The following is a 24011-nucleotide window of genomic DNA, read 5'->3' on the forward strand; positions in this document are numbered from 1 at the left end:
ACGCGCAGTCCGGCCCGGCGCGCCAGCAGGGCGGCGTGCGTGGGCGTGTAGGGGCTGAAGGAGAAGCAGGTGTGGATGTGGTTGTTCGACTCGGGCACCCAGGTCGGGAAGTGCTCGTCGGCGGCTACCGCGCGCAGCGCCTCGATGCGCTTCGCCGGTGTTGCAGCCGGGTCGTTGGTGATGTCCATGGGTTTAGCCATCTCTTCGTTGGGGTGGGCACAGGGGGAAGGGGCGCGAGGCCGGGGCACAGGTGAGGAGGAGATTTACCCCGGCCTCGCGCGGCTCACATCAGGGAATGCGAGCCTCGGACGGGGGCGGGCCGGAAAGGGGGAGCGGCCCGCCCCCAGTGCTTTACAGACCCTCGCGGTTCAGGCGAGCGATCTCGGCCTCGGTCGCGTGCTTCGTGGTGGGCACGTGGCCGGGCAGCGGCAGGATGCGCTCGTGGATCGAGTCGAGGATCCAGGAGACCTGCGGGAAGAAGTACGACTCAAGCTCGGGTCCGGGCGTGATGCCGTTACGCGAGCCGACGACCGCGATCGGCGCGTCGAGGGCGTCGAAGGCGAGGGTCTGCACGTTGGCGGCAACCGTGTTGAGGAAGGAACCGCGCTCGACCGCGTCCGAGGTGAGGACGAGGCGACCGGTCTTCTTCACGGACGCGATGAGCTTGTCGTAGTTCAGCGGGGCGACGAAGCGCAGGTCGATGACCTCGGCGCTCAGGCCGTACTTCTCGGCCAGGACGTCCGCGGCTTCCAGGGCCTTGTACACGGTCGCGCCGTAGGCGGCGATCGTGATGTCGGTGCCCTCGCGGCGGATTGCCGGCTCGCCTTCTTCGGTCTCGTAGTAGCCCTCGGGCACGCCGCCGGGCTCGAAGTCCTCGCCCTTGTCGTAGAGCTTCTGGCTCTCGAGGAACACGACGGGGTCGGTTCCGGCCAGGGCGAGGTTGAGCATTCCCTTGGCGTCGGTCGGCGTGGTCGGGAAGTAGACCTTGAGGCCGGGGATGTGGGCGACGAGCGCGCTCCAGTCCTGGGAGTGCTGCGCGCCGTACTTGGAACCCACGGACACGCGCAGGACGAGGGGCATCTTGAGCAGGCCGGCGCTCATCGACTGCCACTTGGCCATCTGGTTGAAGACCTCGTCGCCGGAGCGGCCCAGGAAGTCGCAGTACATGAGTTCGACGACCGCGCGGCCACCGGCCATCGCGTAGCCGACGCCGGCGCCCACGATCGAGGCCTCGGCGANAACGAGCACGGACAGGAAGGCATCGTAGAGGCACTCCCTGTCCTGCGCAAAGAGGTCCGCCGCGTGCGGCGTGCGCGGGTCCAGCTGGCCGACCAGCCACGCCTGCAACGCGACGTAGCCCTCACTTGTCACACAATCGTCGAATCTCACGGCAACCTCCTTGTTCGCAACGCAACACTTGCCCCCTCATTATCGCAGAAACGCGAAGGCCCCGGCCTCGTCCCAGGAACATGAACGAAGCCGGGGCCCTATCGCGCGAGCGTGCGCTTACTCCGTGGCGAGCAGCGCCTCCTCGGCCTCCTTGGTCCACAGGCCGGCGGCATCGAGCTTCGCGGCGACCGTCGGCAGCTTCTCGGCCAGCTCGCTCAGCGGCGTGAGGCCAAGGTCGTGCAGGGAGGGGAAGACCATGATCTTGCCGCCCGAGGTGCGGTTGATGACCGAGTTGATGGCGTCGCCGAAGCCCGCCATGCCGGTGACCGCCCACAGGGAGATCGTGGTGTCGATGATGCCAGCCTCGATCTTGCGCAGAACCGTGCGCATGTCGGACACGTCCGAACCGGAGGTGCCCAGCATGAAGATCCGGCGCTCGATGATGCCCTGCAGGTCGAAGTCACCGAACGTGCCGGCCGGGATGCCCGCGAACGCGTTCAGGATGCCGCCCTGGGCCAGCAGGTCGACGGCCTGGGAGACCAGCGCCGGGACGGGCACGAGGCACGTCGCGTAGGTGTAGCCGTACTCCAGGGGCGTCGAGGCGGTGTTGATGATGTCCAGCGGCACGCCGTTCTTCTCGGCGGTCGGGCCGACAACCTTCGTCAGGTTCGCCAGGCGCTCGTCCGACAGGTCGGTGCCGACCACGGAGATGCCGGGGACACCCGAGGTGACGGCGCGCATCGTGTGCATGACGCCCATCGGGCCGGCGGCGCCGACGAAGACGCAACGGTCGTTCTCGCGCAGATCGCCGTTAGCGGGAATCCAGGCGTACCCCTCGCGCGGGTCCGAACCGGTCGTGCCGCAGAAGCGGATGAAGTCGTAGTGGACGCGGCCGATGTCCAGGGACACCTTGCGCTCGATCGATCCGCCACCCAGGACGACGCACATGGTGCCGCGGGTGCCGATCAGGAGCGCGGCCTTCTCGATCGCGTCGGCGTCGCAGCCGAAGAACACGACGTCGTCGAACTCGCCCAGGGCGCCCTCAACGGCGTCGGCGGCGACGCGCACAACCTNCGAGCGTCCGGTGACGTCGCCGATGGCCCACACGTTGGGCAGGTTGGTGCGCATCGTGTCGTCGACGACGATGCCACGGTTGATCTCGAGGCCGGCTTCCTGGGCGCCCCAGCCCTCCGTCGCGGGACGGCGGCCCACCGCCATGAGGACCACGTCGGCCTCGACGCTCTTCTTCTCCTCGCCCTTGGAGTAGTGTACGGTGCCCCCGTCGAGGGACTCGACGCGGCAGCCCAGCTCGAAGGTCACGTCCTTCATGGCGGCGCGGGCCTTGGCGGCCAGGTCGTCGTCCATGAACGGCAGGATCTCGGGGGCCATCTCGATGACGGTCACCTGGGAGCCGAGGGTGGAGTACAGGGAGGCGAATTCGACGCCGATGACGCCGCCGCCGATGATCGCGAGGTGGGAGGGGACCTCGGGCAGGGACAGGATGCCCGTGGAATCGACCAGCGCCGGATTGTCCTGGGTGCCGGGCAGCGGGGGCATGGCTGGCACGGAACCCGTGGCGATGATGACGTGGTCCGAGGTGTAAGTCGTGCCCTCAACGGTCACGCGACCGGGGGCGTCGAGGTGGCCTCGTCCGTTGATGACGGTCACGCCCGCCTTGCGCTCGGTGGCCGCGACCCCGGCGACCAGGCCTTTCACGACTTGGTCCTTCCAGGCCTGCATCTGCGTCCAGTTGACGGCAACGCCGCTGGCGTCCACACCGAACTGGCTGGCTTCCTTGGCGTGCAGGTAGTTCTTCGCGCCGTTGAGCAGGGTCTTGGTGGGGATGCAGCCCACGTTCAGGCAGGTGCCGCCCAGGTACTCTTCCTCGACGAGGGCAACCTTCTTACCCGCGTGGCCGAGGCGTTCGGCGGCCAGGTAGCCGCCGGGGCCCGCACCGAGGACGATGACGTCAAAATGCGTGTCACTCATGAGTGTTCCTCTTTCCTCAGGCCAGGACGGTCACGTCGATGTTTTCGATGGCGGCGACCAGGTCGGCGAGGAAGCGGGCGCCGTCCGCGCCGTCGATGACCTGGTGGTCGATCGTCAGCGACAGGTTGAGGCGCTGCTCCACGCCGATCGTGCCGTCGGCTGCCACTGCGGGGCGCGGGGTGATCGCGCCGACGCCGAGGATGGCCGTCTGGGGCAGGTTGATGACGGGGGTGAAGGTCTCGATGCCGAAGGAGCCGATGTTGGAGACCGTGAACGTGCCGCCGCTCAGGAAGTCGGGGGCGATGGTGCCGTCGATGGCGCCGCCGGCCAGGCGCTTGGCCTCGTTGGAGAAGGCCTTCAGACCCAGGGCCTGCGCGGAGCGGATGACGGGGACCAGGAGGCCGCGCGGGGTGTCGCACGCGAAGCCGAGGTGGACCTGCTCGAACTGGGTGAGGACGCCGTCCTGAAGGTGGGCGTTGAACACGGGGTACTTGGGCAGGGTGCGCGAGACGGCGAAGCAGACCAGGTCGTTGAGCGTGATCTTGTTCAGGCCCAGCGCCTCGTCGGCGTTCTTGACCTTCTTGCGCAGCGCGAGGATGCCCGCAGCGTTCGCGGTGGTGTTGAGGGTCAGTTGCGCGGTGGTGGTCAGGGACTCCATCATGCGCGTGGCGACGACCTTGCGCACGCCCTTGAGCGCGGCGGTGGTCGAAGCGCCCGGGAAGTCGGCGCCCGCAGGGGCTGCGNAGATGTCCTCTCCGGGTTCTCCGACGATGATGAGGGGATCCTTGACGGGGACTTCGTCGCCTTCTTCCCACAGGATCTTCAAGACGGTTCCTTCGGCGGTGGAGGGGACCTCCATCGTCGACTTGTCCGTTTCGATGGACGCGAGGGTCTGGTCTACGGCGACACTGTCGCCCTCTGCAATCATCCACTCGACGATGATGCATGACTCTACAGAGTTGCCCAGCTGGGGCATCACCACGATGGTGGCCATGTAATTCCTCCTAGACGATGCGCAGCGTGGTGCGCTCGGCCAATTCCTTGATGGATTCTTCGGGGATCTCATCGTCGGTGATGATTCCGGTGACCTGGTCGATCCCCATGAAGGTGACGAAGCCGGCCTCCCCATACTTTGAGGAGTCTGTGAGCAGCCACGTCTCTTGTGCGCGTGTGCGCATGATGGAACCAACCTGTCCACCCTCGACGAGTTGGGTAGTCAGGCCGCGATCAACGCTGAAACCGTCCGTTCCGAGGAACGCGATGCGCGCGTTGAAGTCATTGATGGCGCGCTCGGCGACGGGTCCTACGAGGGACTCGGATTCGGCGCGGAAATGTCCGCCCGTCAGGGTAATGTTCAGGTGCGGGTTGGAGCGCGCGTTAGCGAAGACCAGGACGGAGTTGGTCAGGACCTGGACTCCCCGCTTACCGGTGAGGTACTTGACGATGAGGGCGCAGGTGGTGCCGGCCTCGATCATGATCCGGTCGTCGTCGTGGATCATGTCGGCGGCGGCCCGCGCAATTCGCTCTTTCTGGTCCACGCGATCATGTTGACGCAGGTGGATGTTGCGGAAGGTGGTGGGGCGGGCCCCTCCGTGGGTGCGCACCAGGTAGCCCTGCTCATCGAGGGTCTTGAGCGACGCGCGAATGGTGACGGGGGAAACGCCCAGGTCGGAGGCGAGCTGCGCGACACTCACCTCACCCTCTCGAGCAAGGCGATCCAAGATGTAGTTCGTGCGTTCCTCTGCACGTCCCATGGTTTCACCTCGTGATACATCCGCGACAACCCTCTGTCGCTTTGACTTTCGTTAAGAACAGAATAGTCACTTAAACGAAAGTATGCAACATCACGTAAGGATAATTTTCAACAACACACCCCCCAGAACAACCCTACGCACATCCGGCAAACCAAAGCCCAATTGCCCTGACATATCAAAGATAAATGAACGAGCGGACGGTCCACATCGAACCGCCCGCCCGCTGCCGCACACGCGAAACCTCGCCAATCACACCACCGTTTAAACGAAAACAAAACGAAAGTGCAGATCGTTGCCTACCCCGGCCCAGGCCTCGCACCAAGAAGAGGCACTACTCCCCCGGCGCACGCACACCCACCGTCAGCAGCAGATTGCCATACAGGCGCTGCTCCCCCGTCGCCACCACGATACCCACATCCTCACTGCGCGCAGCATCGTAAAAATCCCAGCGAGACAACTCACCGAACTCCACACCCGGCAACGCCGCTCGGAACTCATCATGAATCGGAATCTCCACCGGCTCCGCATCGGGGGCAGGCGTCATAACCTCCGCACGCTCAATCGGAATCGTCTCCTTCAACACATCAAGAACCTGGCTGACATCCAGCAAACCCGGAGCCAAGTTAAGCGACACGAGTTCACAGCGCGGATTCACACCCGTCGTATGCGGATAATTCGCATCCGCCAACAGAACCTTCGACCCATGGCCAGCCGCGGCCAACGCACGCAAAAACTGGGGGTGAGTCATAGGACCATACAGCATGAACATACCTTTCTCACATGTGAGAACTGGCCCGGATGACCAGCTCAGGATCAATAACAATGTCTTGGGACGCACCACCACCCATGAGCGAGCGCACCAGACGAACCGCCGTACGACCCAGACGATCAAACGGCTGATGAATCGTCGTCAAAGGCGGCGCATACGAATCAGCGCCATCAATGTCGTCAAACCCAACGACCCGCACATCGCGGGGAACCACACCCCCACGCTCGTAGATGAAGCGCATCGCGCCCAAAGCCAACTGATCGTTCGCCGCCTGGACGCCCTGCGGCAAACGGCCCGCCGCACGCATCACGTCGTAGCCGTCACGCGAATCCCACGAATCAGGTTGCAAAATAACCGGCTCAACACCGTAAGCATCGCACGCCTGCTCGTACCCAATCCGACGCATCTGCGCATCCGACCACCCATCGGGACCAGCGATATGAATCACGTCAGTCAGGCCCTGCGCCAACAAATGTTCCGCAGCCAGCCGCGCGCCGCGCACATTATCCACAGCGACCGTCGAAATACCATCAAGACCCTTCTCGCTCGTCAGCACCAGCACCGTCGGAAAACGCTTACCCGACTCAATCGCGACGTCGATCGTCGGATCCTGGCCACCCAGGATGATGACGCCATCCACGTCGAAGGGCGCAAAATCGGAGCGCAACTGCCCGTCCGGCCCATACGCGTAGGACAGGGACACGTGATACCCGGCCTGCGCCGACGCGTTGAGGATCGACAAGAGAACAGTGCCATGCCCATGAAACATCGGCGCAGCAAGCACAACCTGCAGTACGTTCGTCCGCTTGGCCGCGAGCGCCCGCGCCGCGTAGTTGGGCACATACCCCAGCTCATCGACGAGCTTGGCGATCCTCGCCCGCGTCTTCTCCGAGACTTCCGGGTCGCCGCGCACGACACGCGAGACGGTATTCGTGGAAACGCCGCCCGCTCGCGCGATGTCCGCCAGCGAGACTTTCTTAGGCGAGCGTCGGTGTGTGGACATGAGTCGACGCGCTCGCAGCGATGACGGATGCTCGGTCGTGCGGCGCCATGACGCCAATCGTTTCGAGCTGGGCCAGGAGAGAACCGAAAGTCGAGGCCTCGATGGGGCCGCGCACGACGGTCACGCCCGCGATCTGGGCGGTCAGGTCGCACAGCAGACGGTTACGGGCGCCACCACCGACGAGGTTGAGCTGATCGGGTGCTCGCCCCGTGGCCTGCGTGAGCTCTCCGATCGCGCGAGCGTAACGGCGGGCGAAAGACTCGATGATGACGCGCACGTAGCCGGCCATGGAGTCGGGACGAGCAACCCCCTGAGCGTCCAGGGCCTCATCGATCTTGCGTTGCATGTCGCCCGGAGTCGCGAAGGCCTGACCATCGGGGTCGAAAACGCCGGGGGCGGGAGGCAACTCACGGGCTTGGGCAACCAATTCGTCTGTGTCCGTGGGCGTGCCCTCGCGCTCCCACTGACGCTGAATCTCCTGGAGGATCCACATGCCCGTGATGTTGAAAAGGGGGCGCACTCCCCCGTCAGTGCGGCCCTCATTGGTGATGCCCATCCGGAACGCAACATCACTCATGAGGGGCGCATCTTCGATGGCTCCGAGCACCGACCACGAGCCGCAGGACAGGAAATAAGCGCGTTTACCCTCCTCGATGGGCAAGCCATGAACCGCGCACGCCGAATCGTGGGCCCCGCCGCGCACGACTGTGAGGGTCTCGAGGCCGGGGACCGTACAGGGACCAACGACAGTACGGTCGGCAGCTAGCTCACCGAACCAGCCGCGTGGAATACCGAGACGAGCAAAGACCTCGTCGTTGAAGTCACCTCCGCCCGGAGTCAGCAGCCCAGAAGTCGAAGCGATCGTACGCGACCAACCGAGGACACCGGTCAAGCGGTACGCGAAGTAGTCGGGCAAGAAAAGAACGGAGTTCACGCGGGCCGCCGCCTCGGGGTCCTCACGCAGATAAGCGAACAGCTGGTTCGCCGTGTTAATGGTCGCGGGCTGGTTGCCGGTCAGGTCGAAAAACTCGCGGTCCGCGATGCGTTCACGGAATGCGGGCAGCGTGCGGGAGGTGCGCTCATCCCGGTAGGCGACGACGTCGCCGACGAGGCGTCCGTCCTCGTCGAGGGGCGCCCAATCCACGCCCCACGTGTCGATCGACACCGCGCGGGCATCCGGGAACTGCTCGAGCGCCTTCGTCAGGCCGTTGATCGTCTCAGCCTCCATCGTCGCCACGTCCCACGTGAGCGTCCCATCCGTGCGGCGGCGCGCCTCGTGCTTAAAGCGGTGAATGTCCGTCACTTCCAAGCGGCCCTCACGCAGGGTTCCGGCGAGAACCCGCCCCGACGCGGAACCAAGGTCAACAGCAAGTACGGTGGTCATTGAAGGTCTCCTGCTCAAAACGCCCACGCTCGGCGCCTCCCATCACCCGGATAGTAGTGCGGCTTTCCTCATCGCCGGTCCCGGGGCCAAATCCCGGAATCAGATATTCCCAGGAAAGGAACCCGTTCGGGCTCGGGGAGAGAGGAACCCGAGCCCGAACGGGACGTACATCAGCGGTACATCGGGCCGAAGGTCTGGCAGGCGCGGAAGTCCGCGGCCTCCAGGGACTCGGTGCCGAACAGCGACCACGCCTTGGGGCGGAAAATCCGCTCCTCGGGGACGTTATGCATGTTGACTGGGATGCGCAGCATCGACGCCAGCGTGATGAGCTGGCCGCCAATGTGGCCATAGGAGATCGCGCCGTGGTTCGCGCCCCAGTTGTTCATCACGTCGTAGACGCTCTTGAAGGCGCCCTCACCCGTCAGGTTCGGGACGAACCAGGTGGTGGGCCACTCAATGTTGGTGCGCTCCTCGATCGTGAAGGCAACCTCGTCGGGCAGCTCGACCGTGTACCCCTCCGCGATCTGCAGGACCGGGCCGAGGCCTCGGACCAGGTTGATGCGGCACATCGTCACGGGCATCTCGCCCGAGGTGCGGAAGTGCGTCGAGAAGCCGCCGCCGCGGAAGTAGCCGGTCGAGGCCGGATGGAAGGTCGTGGCCTCCAGCGTGGCCTCACGGTCCTCCTCGGTGAGCTCGTACCAGGGCTTGATGACGTTCTTACCGTCGCGCACGGCCTTGCCTGCGCCGTCCAGCGTGGTGGAGCCGGAGTTACGCAGGTCGAGCAGGCCCGCCGCCGCGCGGCCCTCCGGCTTCCAGCCGGTCGCCTTCTCGATCGACTCCGCGCTCCAGTAAGTGCGCACGTCGGAGAAGATCTGCGGCGTGTTGGTCAGCAGGTAGCCGAACAGCATCGACGCGCCGTTGAGCGAATCGTTCTCGGTGGCCACGACGGAGGGCTGACGGATGCCGGTCCAGTCAAAGTTCGTATTCAAAATAGTTTCGAGCACGTCGCCGTTCGGGAAGTGGTCGGTCCACTGGCGCTGGCCCTGGAAGCCGGCAGCGATGGCACCGTGGCCTCCCGCCTCCTCCTCGAAGCCCAGCTCAGCCAGGCGCGGGTTGCCGTGCATCAGGTCGCGAGCGATGAGCGTCATCTTGGTGACGAACTTCCACCAGTCCTCGTGCTTGTCGGGGTAGCGCCACTCCGGCGGGTTCCAGTCCTTACCCTGCTTGAAGTTCTCGCGGATCCACTGGTACGCCTGCTCGTACTCCTCGGGATCATAAATGCCCTCGTCGATGCGGCGCGTGAACTCACTCATATCGATGTACTCGTTGCGCATGCCCAGGTAGGAGCCGAAGAAGTCAGGGTTGACGACGGAGCCGGCGATACCCATGGAGACCGAACCCATGGACAGGTAAGCCTCGCCCTTCATCTGAGCGACAGCCAGGCCAGCGGTCGCGTAATCAATCAGGCGGGTACGCACGTCCTCCGGGATCGAAGTGTCGTCAGCGTCCTGCACGTGCTCGCCGTAGATGCCGAAGGCGGGGATGCCGATCTGGGCGTGGCCGGCCAGTGCGGCGGCCAGGTACACAGCACCCGGGCGCTCCGTCCCGTTGAAGCCCCAAATCGCGTGAGGCATCGCCGGATCCATGTCCGTGGTCTCCGTGCCATAACACCAGCACGGGGTCACCGTCACGGTCAGACCCACATTGTTCGCACGGAACTTCGCCGCGCAAGCCTGCGCCTCATGGACGCGACCGATCGTAGTGTCGGCGATGACGACCTCAACTGGGGCGCCGTCCGGGTAACGCAACGTGGACGTAAAAAGGTCGGCGACAGACTTCGCCATGTTCATAGTCTGCTCTTCGAGCGACTCACGCACGCCCTTGCGGCGGCCATCAATCGTGGGGCGGATTCCGATGCGGGGGTGTTCAGTCATTATTCCTTCATCCCTCATGAAGACGTCGATGTCGGAGCGCGGGGGCGCACGCCCCCTCGGATCCTTGGATTCAGTGAATACCGGGTCCGCAGGTCCCGCCCCAACCATTCGGAGCGGGACCCGCGGCGGGCCACCGGTTCAGCATGCGCCTACCCGGCCCCGGCCTCGTGCCCTATCAAGCGAGCGACTCACTCGTACAGGTTGCCCTTGATCTCATCGCTGTCAATATTGGTCTGGTCGTACCACGCGAAGCCCGAGTCGATGACAGTAGGCAGCGAAGCACCATTAATGGCAGCGATCGCAGCCTTCACCGTCAGCTCACCCATCCGCTGAGGAGACTGAGTGACAGCGCCAGCCTCCTTGCCGGCCTTGATGGCGTCGATCTGGGTCTTGCCCGAATCGAAGCCGACGACGGTGACGTCCTTGCCGGTCTCCCCAACACCCTGAACGACACCCGAGGCCGCAGCCTCATTGGAACCATACATGCCGATGACATCCGAGTTGCCCTGGATAATGCCCTTAGCGGTATCAGCGGCCAGGCCGACCTCACCCGCATACTGCTCCTGAATCAGCGTCAGGTTCGACGGAGCATTCTTCTCGAAGTACTCCTTGAAACCCGCACACCTCTGCTTACCGGTCGTCGACGTCTGATCGTGGCACACCATGCCAACCGACCCCTGCTTATCGCCCAGGAGCTCAATCATCTTCGCAGCAGCCTCACCAGCAGCCGCATAGTTGTCCGTCTGAACCGTCGTGACCGGAATATCCGAGTCAACACCCGAGTCGAAGGCAACCACGGGGATACCCTCCGCCTGGATCTGCCCCAGCGTCTCAGCGGCCGCAGCCGAATCAAGCGCCGCGAAACCAATGGCGGCAGGCTTATCAGCAAGCGCCGCGTTCAGCAGATCATTCTGCTCTGTCACAGCCTTCTCGTTCTGAGGCCCGACAAACTTCACGTTGTAGTTGCAAGCCTTTCCAGCTGCAACCGCGCCTTCGTTCACGGCCTGCCAGAAACGGTGCTGGAAGCCCTTCGACACGAGGTAAACCGTCTGGGTTCCGTCACCCTCCTTAATCGAATTCTCCCAGTCAGCGCCATACGCCGACACACATTCGACAGTCAGCGCCGAATCAGTAGTATTCGAGCCAGTGCTCGCTGTGGAGGTATCCTCCGAGCGCGAACACGCCGTGAAGCCAAGGGCCATGGTGCCGACAGCAGCGACGGCAATGAAACGTCCGATGGGTCGCATTGGTATTCCTTTCATGGTTTGGTCGGGCTCACCCAACCAAAGGACGGTGGACATCTCTGTCCGGATTCAATAGATATGGAGAAAGTTGATGGGTCAGGCCGCGTTCTCGCGAGCACGGCGAATATTGTCCACGGCAACCGCGAGCAGAATCGCGATACCCGTCACAACATACTGATAGTCCTGCGCGATACTCATCATGATCAGGCCCTTCTTCAGGGTTTCCATAATGAGGGCACCAACCAGCGCACCGGGGATCGAGGCGCGGCCACCCGACAGAGACGTACCACCGATGACAGCCGCCGCAATAACGTTGAGCTCCATGCCCACGCCCTCAGCGGGCTGGACCAGGCCCAGACGCGCAGAGTAAAGAACGGCACCGATGGCCATGAACACACCAGCGACAACGTAGATGATGATCTTCCACAGGCGAACGTTGACGCCGGACAGGCGGGTAGCCTCCTCGTTGGAGCCAATAGCCAAGGCGTAACGCCCCAGCAGAGTCTTATTCATAAGGAAGGTCGCCAGGATCGTCAACAGCACGAAGATGAGCGCCGCGTTAGCAACATGGGGAATCAGCGTGCCGGTCGCCAACGCCATGTAGTCGGGATTCTTAATCTTGATCGACTGGGTCTGCGAAATGACGAGCGCCAGGCCTCGCGCAACCATCATCATCGCCAGCGTTGCAATAAACGGCGGCAGCCCCAGAATCGAAACGTTTAGACCATTGATCAAACCGACGCCAGCGCCAACCAGGATGGTCAACACAAGGCCGACGCCGAGCGGCAGATTCATCTTGTCCCCCGCCAGGAAGACACCGGCCATGACAGCGACGAAACTGAGACCCGTACCGACAGAGAGATCAATGCCACCAGTCGCAATCACGAAGGTTGCACCCAACGCCATCACGCCGGTGAACGCGGCCTGAAGGACGATGTCAAGATAGATCTTCGTCGACGCGAATTTGGGTTCCGCCAGCGAGAAGAACACAAGAATGACCACCAGCGCGGCTATCACGACCAGCAACTGCATGTTCTTCTTGATGAAAGCGGTGAAAGGCGAGGGCGCTTGCAGGCCCTTATTGTCGACGACGGCGCTCACGCGTGTACTCCGTTCACTTCTTCCTGGCCGACGGTGGCCAGTTCCATGATGTTTTCTTGGGTGGCGTCCTCATTGTCGAGGACGCCAATGATGCGACCGTGGGCCATGACGGCAATACGGTTCGCCAGGCGCAAAACCTCGGGCAACTCCGAGGAGATCACAATGATCGCTTTGCCCTGCGACGCCAGGTTTTCAAGCAGCGTATAGATCTCGTCCTTCGCACCCACGTCGATGCCGCGCGTCGGCTCATCAAAGATCAAAACCTCCGAGTCACGTTCCAGCCACTTAGCCAACACGACTTTCTGCTGGTTGCCACCCGACAAGGAACGGACCTCAACGTCCACACTCGGCGTGCGAGTGCGCAGCCTCTTCACGTAGTCACGAGCAACCTCGCGGATCTTCCTGGCGTTGACGACAGTAAACTTCGTGAACTTATCCATCGCCGCCAAGCTCGTATTGAACGAGATGTCCTTGTCCAGAAGCAGACCGTACTGCTTGCGATCCTCGGACAGGTAACCGATACCGTTCTTCACGGCGTCCGTGGCGCTCCTGATCGACACCTTGTTTCCGTTGACGTAAATCGCGCCTTTCGTGTGGCGATCCGCACCAAAGATCGCGCGTGCAACCTCTGAGCGACCGGCGCCGACCAGGCCCGCGAAGCCAAAAATCTCGCCCCTCTTCACCTCGAACGAAACATCGTGGACCACCTTGACGGTCGAGAGGTTCTCGACGCGCAGCACTACCTCATCAGACAGCGGCTTGGTCGTCGGGCGCGCGTCGGCAGGGACCTCGCGACCCACCATCATCTTGACAACCTCACGCATGGGCGTCGAGGCCGTCTCCACCGTGCCAATGTACTTACCGTCGCGCAGGACAGAAATACGGTCGGTCAGTTCCGTCAGCTCAGGCATACGATGCGTGATGAAGATCAGGCCCGTCGTCGGGCACACAAAGTCGCGTACCAGCTCGAACAGCGATTCCGTCTCGGTCGTGGTCAGGGGGGCCGTAGGCTCGTCCATGACCAGGATCTTCGAATCAAAGGATAGCGCGCGCGCAATCTCGACCATCTGCAGGCGAGCGACCGGAAGGTCACGACAGTGCGCGGTCGGATCAATCCGCATGTTCAGGCGTTCGAACAGCTCATACGCGTCTCGTACCATCTTGCGGTCATCGATGTAGGACCACGTCGAGGATCCTGGCCGACCGAGGTACAGGTTCTGGGCAACGGTCAAGTCAGGAACAATGTTCAATTCTTGGTGAATGATCGACAGGCCGAGGGAACGGGCATGCTCCGGGGACTGAATGTCGACCCGATCGCCCTGCAGCCAGATTTCACCGCCCGGGTCCGCTTTGTGGATACCGGTGAGCACCTTCATGAGCGTGGACTTGCCCGCTCCGTTCTCACCGCAGAGACCCAAGACTTCGCCGGGTCGAAGGTCGAGGTCCACGTCGGACAGCGCCTTCACGCCGGGGAACGTCTTTGAGATCCCCTTGAGCTCTAGTAAGTTCGTCACTTCTCACCCCTTGGGTACCAGTAACTTCTCTGTTTCTGGAGTTTGCTTCCCCGGTTTCGTTAGCGCTAACGGAAACGGCTCCAAGGAAACGCCCTCTTCGGCGTCTCTTTAAGAGTAAAGCATCACACGAGGGTGCGCGAGCCAAATTGATGACGACGTGATCAAATCGTTATCGAATCTCACTCATAAGAGTCTGACATTTCCGCGCTTTTCCGCAGCTCGTCAAGGATAGTACGCGCGACATTATCGAGCCACTCCTCACCAACAACACACTCATCCAGGAGCAGTTTTCCTCTCTCAAAATCGTGAGGCATCCCCTCGCTCACCCAGTGAGATAAACCATCCTCTCGGACAGTTGTTGGGAAAGTTCCGTGAACGTTCACGACACGCCACCACGGGACCCCACCGCCCCACTCGTGCATGATCCGCCCCACGACGCGCGGTCCGGTGCCAACCGCACGGGCGATCATGCCGTACGTGGCTGCATGCCCGGCCGGAATTGACTCCACGACGCGCAGGACCGCTTCGACCAGTTCTTCTCGCACAGCTTCATTCCTTTTCGATTCTCAGGTTGCTATTCAATCTGCAGGCCAGCGCCACCCGCGCACGCGCACGCGCACGCGAGCCGCCCATATCCTCACCATCCACGAACGCCGTCCACCCGTATCCTCACCATCCACGAACGCCGTCCACCCGCATCCTCGCTACCCTCGTCCGCGTCCGCGCACGCGCACGCCAGCCGGAGCCCACCCCGCACACGGATAGGTTATCGACATCCGGATAGGTTATGGGCATCCGGATAGGTTATTAACCTATCCACATCCGCGTAACCTATCCACATGCGAGCCACGCCCTCGCAACCCGTGCCCGCAGCCTCGCCCCTTCGCCCGAGCACGCCAGCTCCGACGTGCACNCATCCGGATAGGTTATTAACCTATCCACATCCGCGTAACCTATCCACATGCGAGCCACGCCCTCGTCACCCGCACGTGCCAGCCCGGTTCAAGCCAGGCACCTGCGCACGTCGACGCCAGCACACGCCGACAACGCCCGTGCACGCCAGGCACCCCACCCTCACCACCCGCTCACGCTCACGCGCACGCGCACGCGCACGCCAGCGTGCAAGTCCACAGCACTGCACACCGATCCCAACTCTCCCCTACGAATGCAAGCGAGCCCGTGATAGATTTGATGCGGAGCGGGAATCCCCCCTGGGCTAGTCGTGGAATAATCGACCGTCGGAAGGCCCGGGCAATGGGTCCCGCTCCCCACTTTTCCCTTCATTTCCCGCGTCGATGTTCTCGCGCGACAGAAGGGATATAGGACATTTCGTGTTGGCGTGTTGCCACCTGCCCCACTGGACGTCAGGTTGCCGCGTGACCTGGCAGCCCATTCGGCGTCCGCGTCACATGAGAGCGGGGTATTGATCATGCTTTGGCAGCGGGCGCATCAGAACCGGGACGTGCGAGACAAGACCCGCCAAGAAACGCCGGACTATCGGTCACGAACGTGGTGCTTAAGTTCCGGGTTTAGGTTGGGATTGCGGGCGAAAGTCGCTGTTATTTAGGTTCGGGCGGTTAATCGCGCAGCTTCCTTGACTGGCTCTTCGCATTTAAGGGTGTAGGAGGTGTCGGAGTGGGCCGGAGTGCAGGTGGTGGCGTGGGCGGCGTGCCCATCCTGCCGCCAGTAGGGCCCAGGTGCGCATGGAGGGGTGTGGCGGTGAGTGGTTCGGTGTGCCAGTTCCGCGTTTGTTCTTGTTTGTTGGGGCGCTGCACCCGATCCGTAGGCAATGCACCTCTTCTGTTCGGGTGCACCGCCACGTAACGGGTGCACCGCCACGTAACGGGTGCAGTGCCCCCGTGCTTGTGGCGGTTGTGGCGCCTGTCGGGGTTGCGGGGGTCTTCTGTGCTTGAGTTGTCTTCCGGGCTTGGGGTGTCTTCTGCTTGGGGGTCTTCCGTCTGCTGGGCTTGGGTTGTCTTCTGCTTGGGTTGTCTTCTGCTTGGGTCTTTGTGGCGCCTCATGTTGTGGTTTCTCAGAAATGTCGCACGCAATTCCCCGACATGTATTTCAAACGTTGAAATCGCACCGTTGGAATTGCAACGTTTTGGGGTGCTGCACAAAGTTCGGGTATCCGAATTGCGTGCGAGTTTTGGTTGATGAGGCTCCCGAGGCGAGCTCCTGTGTTCGGTCGTCGTTCCACGACACTGTCCATGATCCCCGGGACGCTTCGAACACCACCCCCACACCCCAAAATGCGAAGAGCCCCTTGACTTTCTGGGGTGATCGTGTAGTGGGTGAGAACACGATCGAATCGTGCTCGGCGTTGCCCGGTGTGCGCTGTGCCGATGAAGAAGAATGGACACACCGCGGCGGGCGCTCAACGGTGGAAATGCACCTCGTGCGCCCNTCTAAAGCACCACGTTTGCGCCTATAGCCCGAAGATGCGCGGTAACCCCTTTCTTTAACCCCCGAGCCAACCCCACTCCTCCCCCGCACCGGTTCAGGGATAAACGAAAAGCCCCAAGTCCGTGAGGACCCGGGGCGCCTGCTCCTGCGACTGGATTCGAACCAGTAACCGTCCGATTAACAGTCGGATGCTCTGCCGTTGAGCTACGCAGGATTGCGACAGGTGACAATGGTAGCAGGGCACTCACAGCTATGGCAAGTCCGAAGAAACCCTCGAAGTGTGCACCACATCACGCCTTGGACGGGGCCTTGGCTGACTACGCGCAACACCAACGCACGCGAACAGGCATCAGCAGGCCAGGGCCGAACCGACAACCAGAGAGGACTCACCCCGCGGGCCAGGTCCGAGCCAGCCACACGGGGACAACCACACCACGAGAGCACACACCCGCACGGACAGGGGCCTCGTTCAAGGGGCGCTCAAACAGCCACCGGCGTCCAATCCCCCACCAGGGGCCGCTGTCCAGGTGGTGCCCGCCACAGCGATAACGGCGTCCCCTCCAAGACGGCCACACATCAGACACCACAATCGGCACAGAGTCTCAACCGCACCCGACATGCGCGGCGTCGCGCGCTGAAATACCGCATCTCTCACACAGATACCCTGTTACCATAAAAATCACTGGCGACCCATCCGCCGATCATCGAGAAAGTACTGCAATGTCCATCCCCACCGGTGCACCGCTGCCCGCCGCGCAGCCACACCCAACATACGCCCCGTATACCCAGCAGGGAGAGCACCCCCACAAAGCGCCCCTCTCCGGGAGAGCACGGGCACTCACAATCACGATTATTGTCTGCAATGCACTTCTGTCCATCGTAGGGTTAGCGTTTCACAGTCCGAGCTTTGCGGACATACCTGCATACATGACGGTGATTACCCTCGCTGTGATCTATTTAATAAAGAAGACCACAGCGACGCGCTATGCGCTCGCGGGAGTATCCGTCATTATCCTCTTCGTCGCCTTCCCTATTTTCGCAGCATGCCTAGAGCAGGATTACGTATATCTGGCGTCCATCGGCTATCTGGCGTTCATCGGCGGATCGGTCGAGCTAGTCGAATTCGCCATCGGGCATGGGATCGATGAGCTCCCATTCATCATCGTTGCTGCCCTCGCCGCTCTCGTCACTCTCACGTGGCTACTATGCGCGATCGGCCTACTACGCCCCGACAAGGCCCCCCGCAGCATGGCGATGCCGACCCCCCTCAATGCTCCAATTCCCTACGGCGCACTGATTGCTCCTTCGAGCATGTCGGGTATCGTTGCGAATACCGGTCCCATCACGGGTCCTGGCGTCAGTCAATACGCGCACGGGCAGGTCAGTCACGCACCGGTGAATATGCAGTACGGCTACGGTTATGCAGCTTCCCCTGCAGCGCCGATTGATCGACGCAAATCGAGGCGTCTCTCTCTGCGCTCAAAAATGTGTTCCGCCGCCATTATTGTCGCTGTTATTGCCCTGGCTGTGGACGCTTTTTATCCCGACAGTTACGTGTCGAGTGTCTTCCGCTACGGTCTGGATCCTTTTACCCTCTTACCTTTATTTGTTCTCCTTCTCTGCTACTTCGTGACGATGATAGTGGTTGGTATTTTCCTCCTCATGCGCTCCAACGGTGCACGTCGAGCTGTCTCGGTCACAACACTTTTCCTACAGATTCTCGTCATCCCCGTTACACAGGTATTCATTAGCGGAAACCAAAACACCATCACCCCGAACTTAGTCTTTTCAATGCTTAATTTTTGGGGTCAAGACGGGCGCAATGCCTTCTATTGGGCCCTCAACTGCGTGTGGATCGTGGCCGCAATTTTCCTGCAGATTCCCGACTGGCCCGCGCCTGCATCGGCCACGGCGGCAACCGCAGGAGTGCCCCCGATCCTGGCCTACACGCAGGCAGCACCGGTCGGCTGGGCGGCGCAGCCAGCACCCATCCAGAACGCGACCGGCCCACTGTTCCAAGAAGCGCCGACAGCGGAGGCGACCTCCCCCACGCAGGCTCCTCCGCCACGCTCAGATCAGATGCCGCCACAGCCCTCCGGTCGGGTCCCGGCAACGAACGAAGAACAGCTTCCTCCACCGCCCCAGTAGGGCGACACGCATCCCCTCGACGCCGTCACAGGCGAGGGGTCCACACGCCACGGCGGCGCATGGTCCTTGAAGGCCATGCGCCGCCGTTCCACGCAACCAATCCACTAATGATGCGTCACGAACCCCGGCCTCGTCCCGCTTCAACGCTCACGAACACGAATACGACACCACTAACACCCGGCCAAGCCCCGGCCTCGTCCCCACGTCACCCCCACACGACGTTGTCCACGTCCACGCCGCGACGGCGAGCAACCTCCTCGATCGCATCGGCGAGCCACTGCGCGAAGCCCGCCTGCTGCGACTCGTAGTGCTCGCGGAATCGCTCATCATGAATGTAGGCGCGCGACATGATGAAGTGCTTCGAGGGAGTGACCGGAAAGAACTCGCTGATTACCTCCCGGTGTTCCTCGACGAGGCCTGCCGCCCTTTCACTGTCAGGAGCGACACCGGCACGGATCGCCTCAATCATCCTCTGCTCAACGTCATGGAAGCGCGCGGAGTTCTGGCGCCACTCGGCGCCATGCCATGAGGCAGTACGCCTGCGCGATTCACGCCAGTCATTGGTATCGCCGAAGCATTCTTCCGCCTCGTCCTGGTGAGCCGCAAAATCGACGTCCCCCAGAATCTCCCCGATCTCTTCCACGGTCAGCGCATTATCGTTCATTGCATCCTCCAACAGTGTGTCCAGCGCTTCGATCATTGTGTCCGTCCGCGAACGGTGAGCAACGAGACGCTCTCGCTGCCTCTTCAGGTGTTCGACCGCCGATTCTCCAGAATCGAGGAGTGCCTTAATGTCCGTCAGTTTCATCCCCGTCGCCTGGTAGATGACAATCCTCTGAACGCGAGCGCAGTCCTCGGTCGAATACAGGCGGTAGTTCGACCAGCTACGCGCGACGGGAGCGAGGAGACCCAGCGACTCCCAATAGTGCAGCGTGCGCACCGTCAGGGAGAATCGCTCGGCGACCTCACCGACCGTGTAGAGGGTGGTGTCGTTGCTCATGACAACGATTGTCGTCCCTGACGCCGCGTCATGGTCAAACGAAAGACCGTTTCCATGTCGCGGCCACGCGGAACAGTACGACGGCATCAGGGCAAATCAGGCCCGTCGCGCGAAAAACTCGCCCAAGACGCCCATCTGGGCCCGTCGCGCGAAAATACTCACCCAACACGCCATAAACCGCGATTTTTAGGCCATTTTCCCTCGCTGGCGAACTATTTCGCGTTCGCGTTCACGTCAGATCGCACAGGGCGAACTATTTCGCGCCCAGAGCACAGGGATGTCATAACTTTGAAACCAACGGCATCACTAAACGCCCGCCCCGGTACAAAACTCTCCCAGCAACCACCGTCGCACACCCATCCCGCTACAAACTCTCCCAGCGCGCGAAAAAACGGCTGTTTTTGCCCAAAACGCATAAGCAGGGAGAATTTTGTACCGCTCGCAGAGCACACGAGCTAAGCAGGAAGAGTTTTCAACCGAACATCGCGAGCTCACCCCACCAGCACCGGTAACAAGCCAGAGCCCGCGGCCCCTTCTGCGGGGCACGGGGTGACACTGACATGGTTGACGATCCGGATAGGTTACGACGATCCGGATAGGTTACGACGATGCGGATAGGTTAATAAGCTATCCGGATGCTCATAACCTATCCAGATAGCAACAACCTATCCGTATGCGCAGCCGCCGGAGGGACCGGAGGGACCGGGCTGGCTTCGAGGAGGGACCGGCTGCGATGACCATGAGTGACGACGGAGACACATACCAGAGATTCCGCATGCAATTCGATTGCGTGAACTTTCAACAAAGCCCAGAAACGTTGCAATTCCAACGATGCCAATTCAAATACTGAAATAGTGACAGAGGAATTGCATGCGAAAGTGCTAGACGCACAATAGCCGCGTCGACCAAGCTGCGGCGCTCGTGAGCAGCGGCGGGACCAGGCCCGGCTTCAAGCCGACACCAACCGCGCAAGCACCGCCGGCGTGGGGGGCGCCGGAGGGTCCGGAGGGCAAGGGCGGGNGCCGTGTGCATGCTTCCTCCGCTCGTCAGCGCGCGCCGCGCCAGGATCGTTCCGCTGGCATGATCGCACGAGTCTAATTCTGACGCATTCGTATGAATGATGCGCAGTTTCGGCGAAAATCGGTCGATCTCACGAGACTGAACAATGGCCGTTCGGCGCGCGACCAGCGACGGTACGGTCGCGAGGAGCGACACGAATACCGCTGCGATGACGAGTCCACCAATTTCCACCCCTCCAACGTAAAGCGGTTTACGAGTAGCAACTTCGCAGCTCGTGGGCGTGTCGAGCTCTCAAACCTGGCGGTCAAAAGATAGGTAATCACAGCAGCCACACAAGTCCCAATAGTCACACGAGCATCAACGAGGCCGTGGCGACGCTCACCTTCAACGCGCGCACGACGGCCCAACAGCTCCACAGAACGAAAAACCACCACAGCAGCGGGCACACGAAACTACCACACCCACATCCAATCGGCACTAACCGATAGCAGGACGACCCCAGCGCCGCTGAACGAGACCCCCCACAGGCAGAGACTCCGCATCAATAAAGAACGCAACATGATCGGCCCACTCCCCCGCGATGTGCATAAAACGCGGCCGCAGGCCCTCCTCGACCAACCCCAAGCCTCGACACACGCCCAACGAGCGCTCATTCTCCGGACGCACGCACACCTCCACGCGATGAAGGCCAAGCTCCCCAACCACCAAATCAAGGACAAGACCAGCAACCAAGGAACCCAAGCCTCGTCCCGCCCACTCCGATACGACCCAATACCCAAGCATCCCCGACGACATCGCCCCCCAGTGCACGTTCGACACAGTGAACTGCCCAACGAAACACCCATCAATCTGGACGCCGAAAATCAGGCCGGTCCCCTCCCGATGATCCCGCTCAGCACGACGCATGTACTGTGAAAAAGTTGGAATATGCTCCAACGTATCCGGCGGCAGAGTCGCCTCCCACGGACGCAACCAATGCCCGTCAGCCCGCCGCACCGCATCCAGCGTCCGATACTCCTCGCCGCGCACAGGACGCACGACCAGCTCACGAGGATTCACGCTCCCGACAGGCCCGGGACGCAAAAAACCGCGCCCGACCGGATCTGCGACGCGCAGCGTGAGCATCTCAATATCGCGACCCCACACACACGAGCCACGCCGAAACAAGTACCTCATTCGAGGACCAGGCACTGCAGGGTGTCACCGGCGCGCACGGTCGTCACATCCTCAGGCACGACGGCCAGCGCGTTCGAGTCAGCGAGCGCAGACAGCAACAACGAGGCCGGGGTCCCCATGACGGCAGCGTGATAGCCAGCGCGCGGAGAACCCGTCAGGCGCACGCGCACGAACTCGCGGCGCCCCCGCGGCGAGTACCACGACCGATCGATTGCCGCACGCACAACTGGGCGGTTAACGCCCGTCCATCCCTGCATGTGACGCAGCGCGGGACGCACGAAGACCTCGAAACACACCTGCGCAGAGACCGGGTCGCCAGGCAAACAAACGATAGGGGTACCGACGCGATCCTCATCCCCACCGACAGTGCCCACACCCAAAATGTGACCCGGCCAGGCTGCGACGTTGTCAAAGCGAACCGTTCCCAGAGCACCAAGAACCTCACGGACCGTGTCCCCGCTGCCATACGAGATACCGCCCGTGGTCAAGACGAGGTCGGCGCGCACCAGCTGATCCTCGATCGTTTCACGTAGCCGCCCGCGCTCATCCGGGACGGCCGCGACACGGAAGGTCTGTGCACCTGCGTCGGCAACCGCGGTGGACAGGGCGTGCCCATTCGCGTCGAAAACAGTGCCGGGGCGCGCCTGGGTACCCGGCTCCACGATCTCATCGCCGATGGAGATGATGACGACTCGCGGGCGCGGGTGAACAAGCACGCGGTCGCGACCTACTCCCGCCAGAAGCGCCATCTGGCGTGCGCCGATGCGTGTTCCGGCGCGCAGCACCGTGTCACCCTGCGCCACGTCCTCGGCGCGACGGCGGATGTTTTCCCCATTGGCCGGGGCTGTGCGCAGCGCCACCTGGGCGACTCCGTGGTCGGTGAACTCCAAGGACACCACGGCCTCAGCACCCGTGGGCATGGGCGCGCCGGACGCGATACGAATCGCGGTACCAGGCACGAGGGCGACAGGGTCGACCGCGCCGGCGCGAATCTCTTCAGTGACGGGCAGCGTCACCGGCGTCTCCAGGGTGGCTCCCTCGCAGTCTCGCACGCGAACGGCATACCCGTCACACGCAGACAGGTCGGCAACCGGAAGATTGAAGGGAGCCTGCACATCCTCCGCGAGCACACAACTCACCGCGTCGGCGAGCTTAACGTCAAGCGGGGGCACCGCGTGGGCGACTGCCTGGCAGTCCTGGTAGAAGTCAGCAACGCTTCGCATGTTGGTTAGTCCTCGAGCTTGGAGCGCAGGAACGCCCTGAGTTCCCCTCCAAGCGCCGGGTCCTCAAGGGCGAGCGTCACGTTGGCCTCGAGGTAGCCGAGTTTGTCCCCGGTATCGAAGCGACGCTCGTCGATGACTACACCGTACAACCCTCCACCCGCTTCTTCGGGGAGGCCGATCATGCGCGCGTACCCATCTGTGAGCTGATACTCACCACCGGCGCCCGGCTCGATGTTTTCGAGGGCAGTGAACACGGCCGGGTCCAGCAGGTAACGACCGACGACCGCATACTCCGACTTGACTTCGTCGAGCGGGGGCTTCTCCGTGACGCCGGTAATGCGCATGAGCTGCCCCTCATCAAGGTCAACCCCCACAGGAACAGGCAACACTTCGACGGCGGTCGACGCGTAGGCTGTGGCCTGCTCGGGGGTGACCTTCAGCAGGGCGACGACGCTGCCACCCAGAGCCTGGCGAACCTGGATCATCTTACGCAGCAGCTGCGAACCGGGTTCCATGAGGTCGTCGGGCAGCAACACGGCGAAGGGAGCCTCGCCCACGTGAGATTTCGCCTGTAGGATCGCGTGCCCCAGGCCAAGGGGATGTCCTTGGCGCACAGAATGGACGCGCGCGTACTTCTTGTACTCATTGACGTACTCGAGCGCCTCATCCTTACCCGCCTTTTCCAGGTCAGCCTCAAGGCCTGGTTCAGCATCGAAGTAGTCTTCGATCGCCTGCTTACCCGCTCGGGTGACAAACAAGACATCGGTGATGCCCGCGTCGGTGGCTTCGCGCACAATGTACTCGATCGCGGGGCGGTCAACGACGGGAAGCATCTCCTTGGGGACCGACTTCGTGATGGGCAGGAAGCGGGTTCCGCGACCGGCCGAAGGGACAACGGCGTGCACTACAGGCTGGTTTTTATCTGACATACTGCAAGCGTAGCGAAGAAACCACCCG

Annotated in this window: 17 protein-coding genes, 1 tRNA gene and 4 pseudogenes; 2 read left to right on the plus strand and 20 right to left on the minus strand. The window is 62.3% G+C overall.

The features are described from left to right. The 14 genes and pseudogenes from BQ7477_RS03820 to BQ7477_RS03880 all read right to left on the minus strand — a co-directional run. Positions 1–200, minus strand: a pseudogene (locus tag BQ7477_RS03820) (PHP domain-containing protein); the annotation flags it as partial. A gap of 151 nt (positions 201–351) precedes the next feature. Next, positions 352–912 carry a transketolase C-terminal domain-containing protein gene (locus tag BQ7477_RS13225; RefSeq protein WP_478209453.1) on the minus strand — a complete coding sequence of 187 codons (561 nt, stop codon included), beginning with the start codon at positions 910–912 and terminating at the stop codon, positions 352–354. Then, positions 898–1389, minus strand: a pseudogene (locus tag BQ7477_RS13230) (hypothetical protein); the annotation flags it as partial. The pseudogene BQ7477_RS13230 and the gene BQ7477_RS13225, both read right to left, overlap by 15 nt. Before the next feature lie 117 nt (positions 1390–1506). Then, a complete protein-coding gene (locus tag BQ7477_RS12305; RefSeq protein ID WP_073982866.1) occupies positions 1507–3378 on the minus strand; it encodes an FAD-dependent oxidoreductase in 1872 nt (623 codons plus the stop codon). A 16-nt stretch (positions 3379–3394) separates the two neighbouring features. Further along, the gene (locus BQ7477_RS03835; protein ID WP_478209447.1) at positions 3395–4444 is read right to left on the minus strand and encodes a dihydrolipoamide acetyltransferase family protein; all 1050 of its coding nucleotides are present in this window, start codon (positions 4442–4444) and stop codon (positions 3395–3397) included. After that, positions 4383–5132, minus strand: coding sequence for a DeoR/GlpR family DNA-binding transcription regulator (locus BQ7477_RS03840; RefSeq protein WP_073982868.1), 750 nt, complete (start codon positions 5130–5132; stop codon positions 4383–4385). The genes BQ7477_RS03835 and BQ7477_RS03840 overlap by 62 nt, the downstream gene beginning before the upstream one ends. A 331-nt stretch (positions 5133–5463) precedes the next feature. Continuing rightward, positions 5464–5895: an RbsD/FucU family protein gene (locus BQ7477_RS03845; RefSeq protein WP_073983005.1), complete on the minus strand. Its 432-nt coding sequence runs from the start codon at positions 5893–5895 to the stop codon at positions 5464–5466. A 13-nt stretch (positions 5896–5908) separates the two neighbouring features. Next, on the minus strand, positions 5909–6904 hold the full coding sequence (locus BQ7477_RS03850; protein ID WP_073982869.1) for a LacI family DNA-binding transcriptional regulator: 996 nt from the start codon (positions 6902–6904) through the stop codon (positions 5909–5911). Next, positions 6879–8288 (minus strand): rhamnulokinase, encoded by a 1410-nt coding sequence (locus tag BQ7477_RS03855; RefSeq protein ID WP_073982870.1) that lies wholly within the window; start codon positions 8286–8288, stop codon positions 6879–6881. The genes BQ7477_RS03850 and BQ7477_RS03855 overlap by 26 nt, the downstream gene beginning before the upstream one ends. A 170-nt stretch (positions 8289–8458) precedes the next feature. Next, on the minus strand, positions 8459–10222 hold the full coding sequence (locus BQ7477_RS03860) for an L-fucose isomerase (RefSeq protein WP_073982871.1): 1764 nt from the start codon (positions 10220–10222) through the stop codon (positions 8459–8461). A gap of 188 nt (positions 10223–10410) precedes the next feature. Next, positions 10411–11469 (minus strand): substrate-binding domain-containing protein, encoded by a 1059-nt coding sequence (locus BQ7477_RS03865; protein ID WP_073982872.1) that lies wholly within the window; start codon positions 11467–11469, stop codon positions 10411–10413. Positions 11470–11562: 93 nt separating this feature from the next. Beyond that, entirely contained in the window at positions 11563–12567 is a 1005-nt protein-coding gene (locus BQ7477_RS03870; RefSeq protein WP_073982873.1) for an ABC transporter permease, read from the minus strand. Continuing rightward, entirely contained in the window at positions 12564–14081 is a 1518-nt protein-coding gene (locus tag BQ7477_RS03875) for a sugar ABC transporter ATP-binding protein (RefSeq protein ID WP_073982874.1), read from the minus strand. The genes BQ7477_RS03870 and BQ7477_RS03875 overlap by 4 nt, the downstream gene beginning before the upstream one ends. Positions 14082–14260: 179 nt before the next feature. Further along, entirely contained in the window at positions 14261–14626 is a 366-nt protein-coding gene (locus BQ7477_RS03880; RefSeq protein WP_073982875.1) for an MGMT family protein, read from the minus strand. Between the two features lie 1749 nt (positions 14627–16375). Here BQ7477_RS03880 and BQ7477_RS12990 point away from each other — a divergent pair. Further along, positions 16376–16486, plus strand: a pseudogene (locus BQ7477_RS12990) (transposase-like zinc-binding domain-containing protein); the annotation flags it as partial. Between the two features lie 143 nt (positions 16487–16629). On the opposite strand, the gene BQ7477_RS03885 reads toward BQ7477_RS12990, so the two are convergent. After that, a tRNA-Asn gene (locus BQ7477_RS03885) sits at positions 16630–16701 on the minus strand. A gap of 713 nt (positions 16702–17414) precedes the next feature. Between BQ7477_RS03885 and BQ7477_RS03890 the strand changes: the two genes are divergently transcribed. Continuing rightward, complete coding sequence (locus BQ7477_RS03890; protein ID WP_129582494.1) at positions 17415–18635, plus strand: hypothetical protein; 1221 nt, start codon at positions 17415–17417, stop codon at positions 18633–18635. Positions 18636–18840: 205 nt separating this feature from the next. Here the strand turns inward: BQ7477_RS03890 and BQ7477_RS03895 are convergent, their stop codons facing one another. The 5 genes and pseudogenes from BQ7477_RS03895 to BQ7477_RS03915 form a co-directional block, all read right to left on the minus strand. After that, positions 18841–19635 (minus strand): MerR family transcriptional regulator, encoded by a 795-nt coding sequence (locus BQ7477_RS03895; protein ID WP_073982877.1) that lies wholly within the window; start codon positions 19633–19635, stop codon positions 18841–18843. 1022 nt (positions 19636–20657) lie between these two features. Next, positions 20658–20886, minus strand: a pseudogene (locus BQ7477_RS12995) (hypothetical protein); the annotation flags it as partial. A gap of 246 nt (positions 20887–21132) precedes the next feature. After that, positions 21133–21831: a GNAT family N-acetyltransferase gene (locus BQ7477_RS03905; protein ID WP_073982878.1), complete on the minus strand. Its 699-nt coding sequence runs from the start codon at positions 21829–21831 to the stop codon at positions 21133–21135. Continuing rightward, a complete protein-coding gene (locus BQ7477_RS03910; RefSeq protein WP_073982879.1) occupies positions 21828–23054 on the minus strand; it encodes a molybdopterin molybdotransferase MoeA in 1227 nt (408 codons plus the stop codon). Before BQ7477_RS03910 ends, BQ7477_RS03905 begins: the two co-directional genes overlap by 4 nt. Positions 23055–23059: 5 nt before the next feature. Next, positions 23060–23983, minus strand: a complete 924-nt coding sequence (locus BQ7477_RS03915) for a UTP--glucose-1-phosphate uridylyltransferase (protein WP_200783463.1) — start codon at positions 23981–23983, stop codon at positions 23060–23062. Positions 23984–24011: the final 28 nt, after the last annotated feature.

It is taken from the genome of Actinomyces bouchesdurhonensis, from assembly GCF_900128465.1.
GTDB classification, from domain to species: domain Bacteria; phylum Actinomycetota; class Actinomycetes; order Actinomycetales; family Actinomycetaceae; genus Pauljensenia; species Pauljensenia bouchesdurhonensis.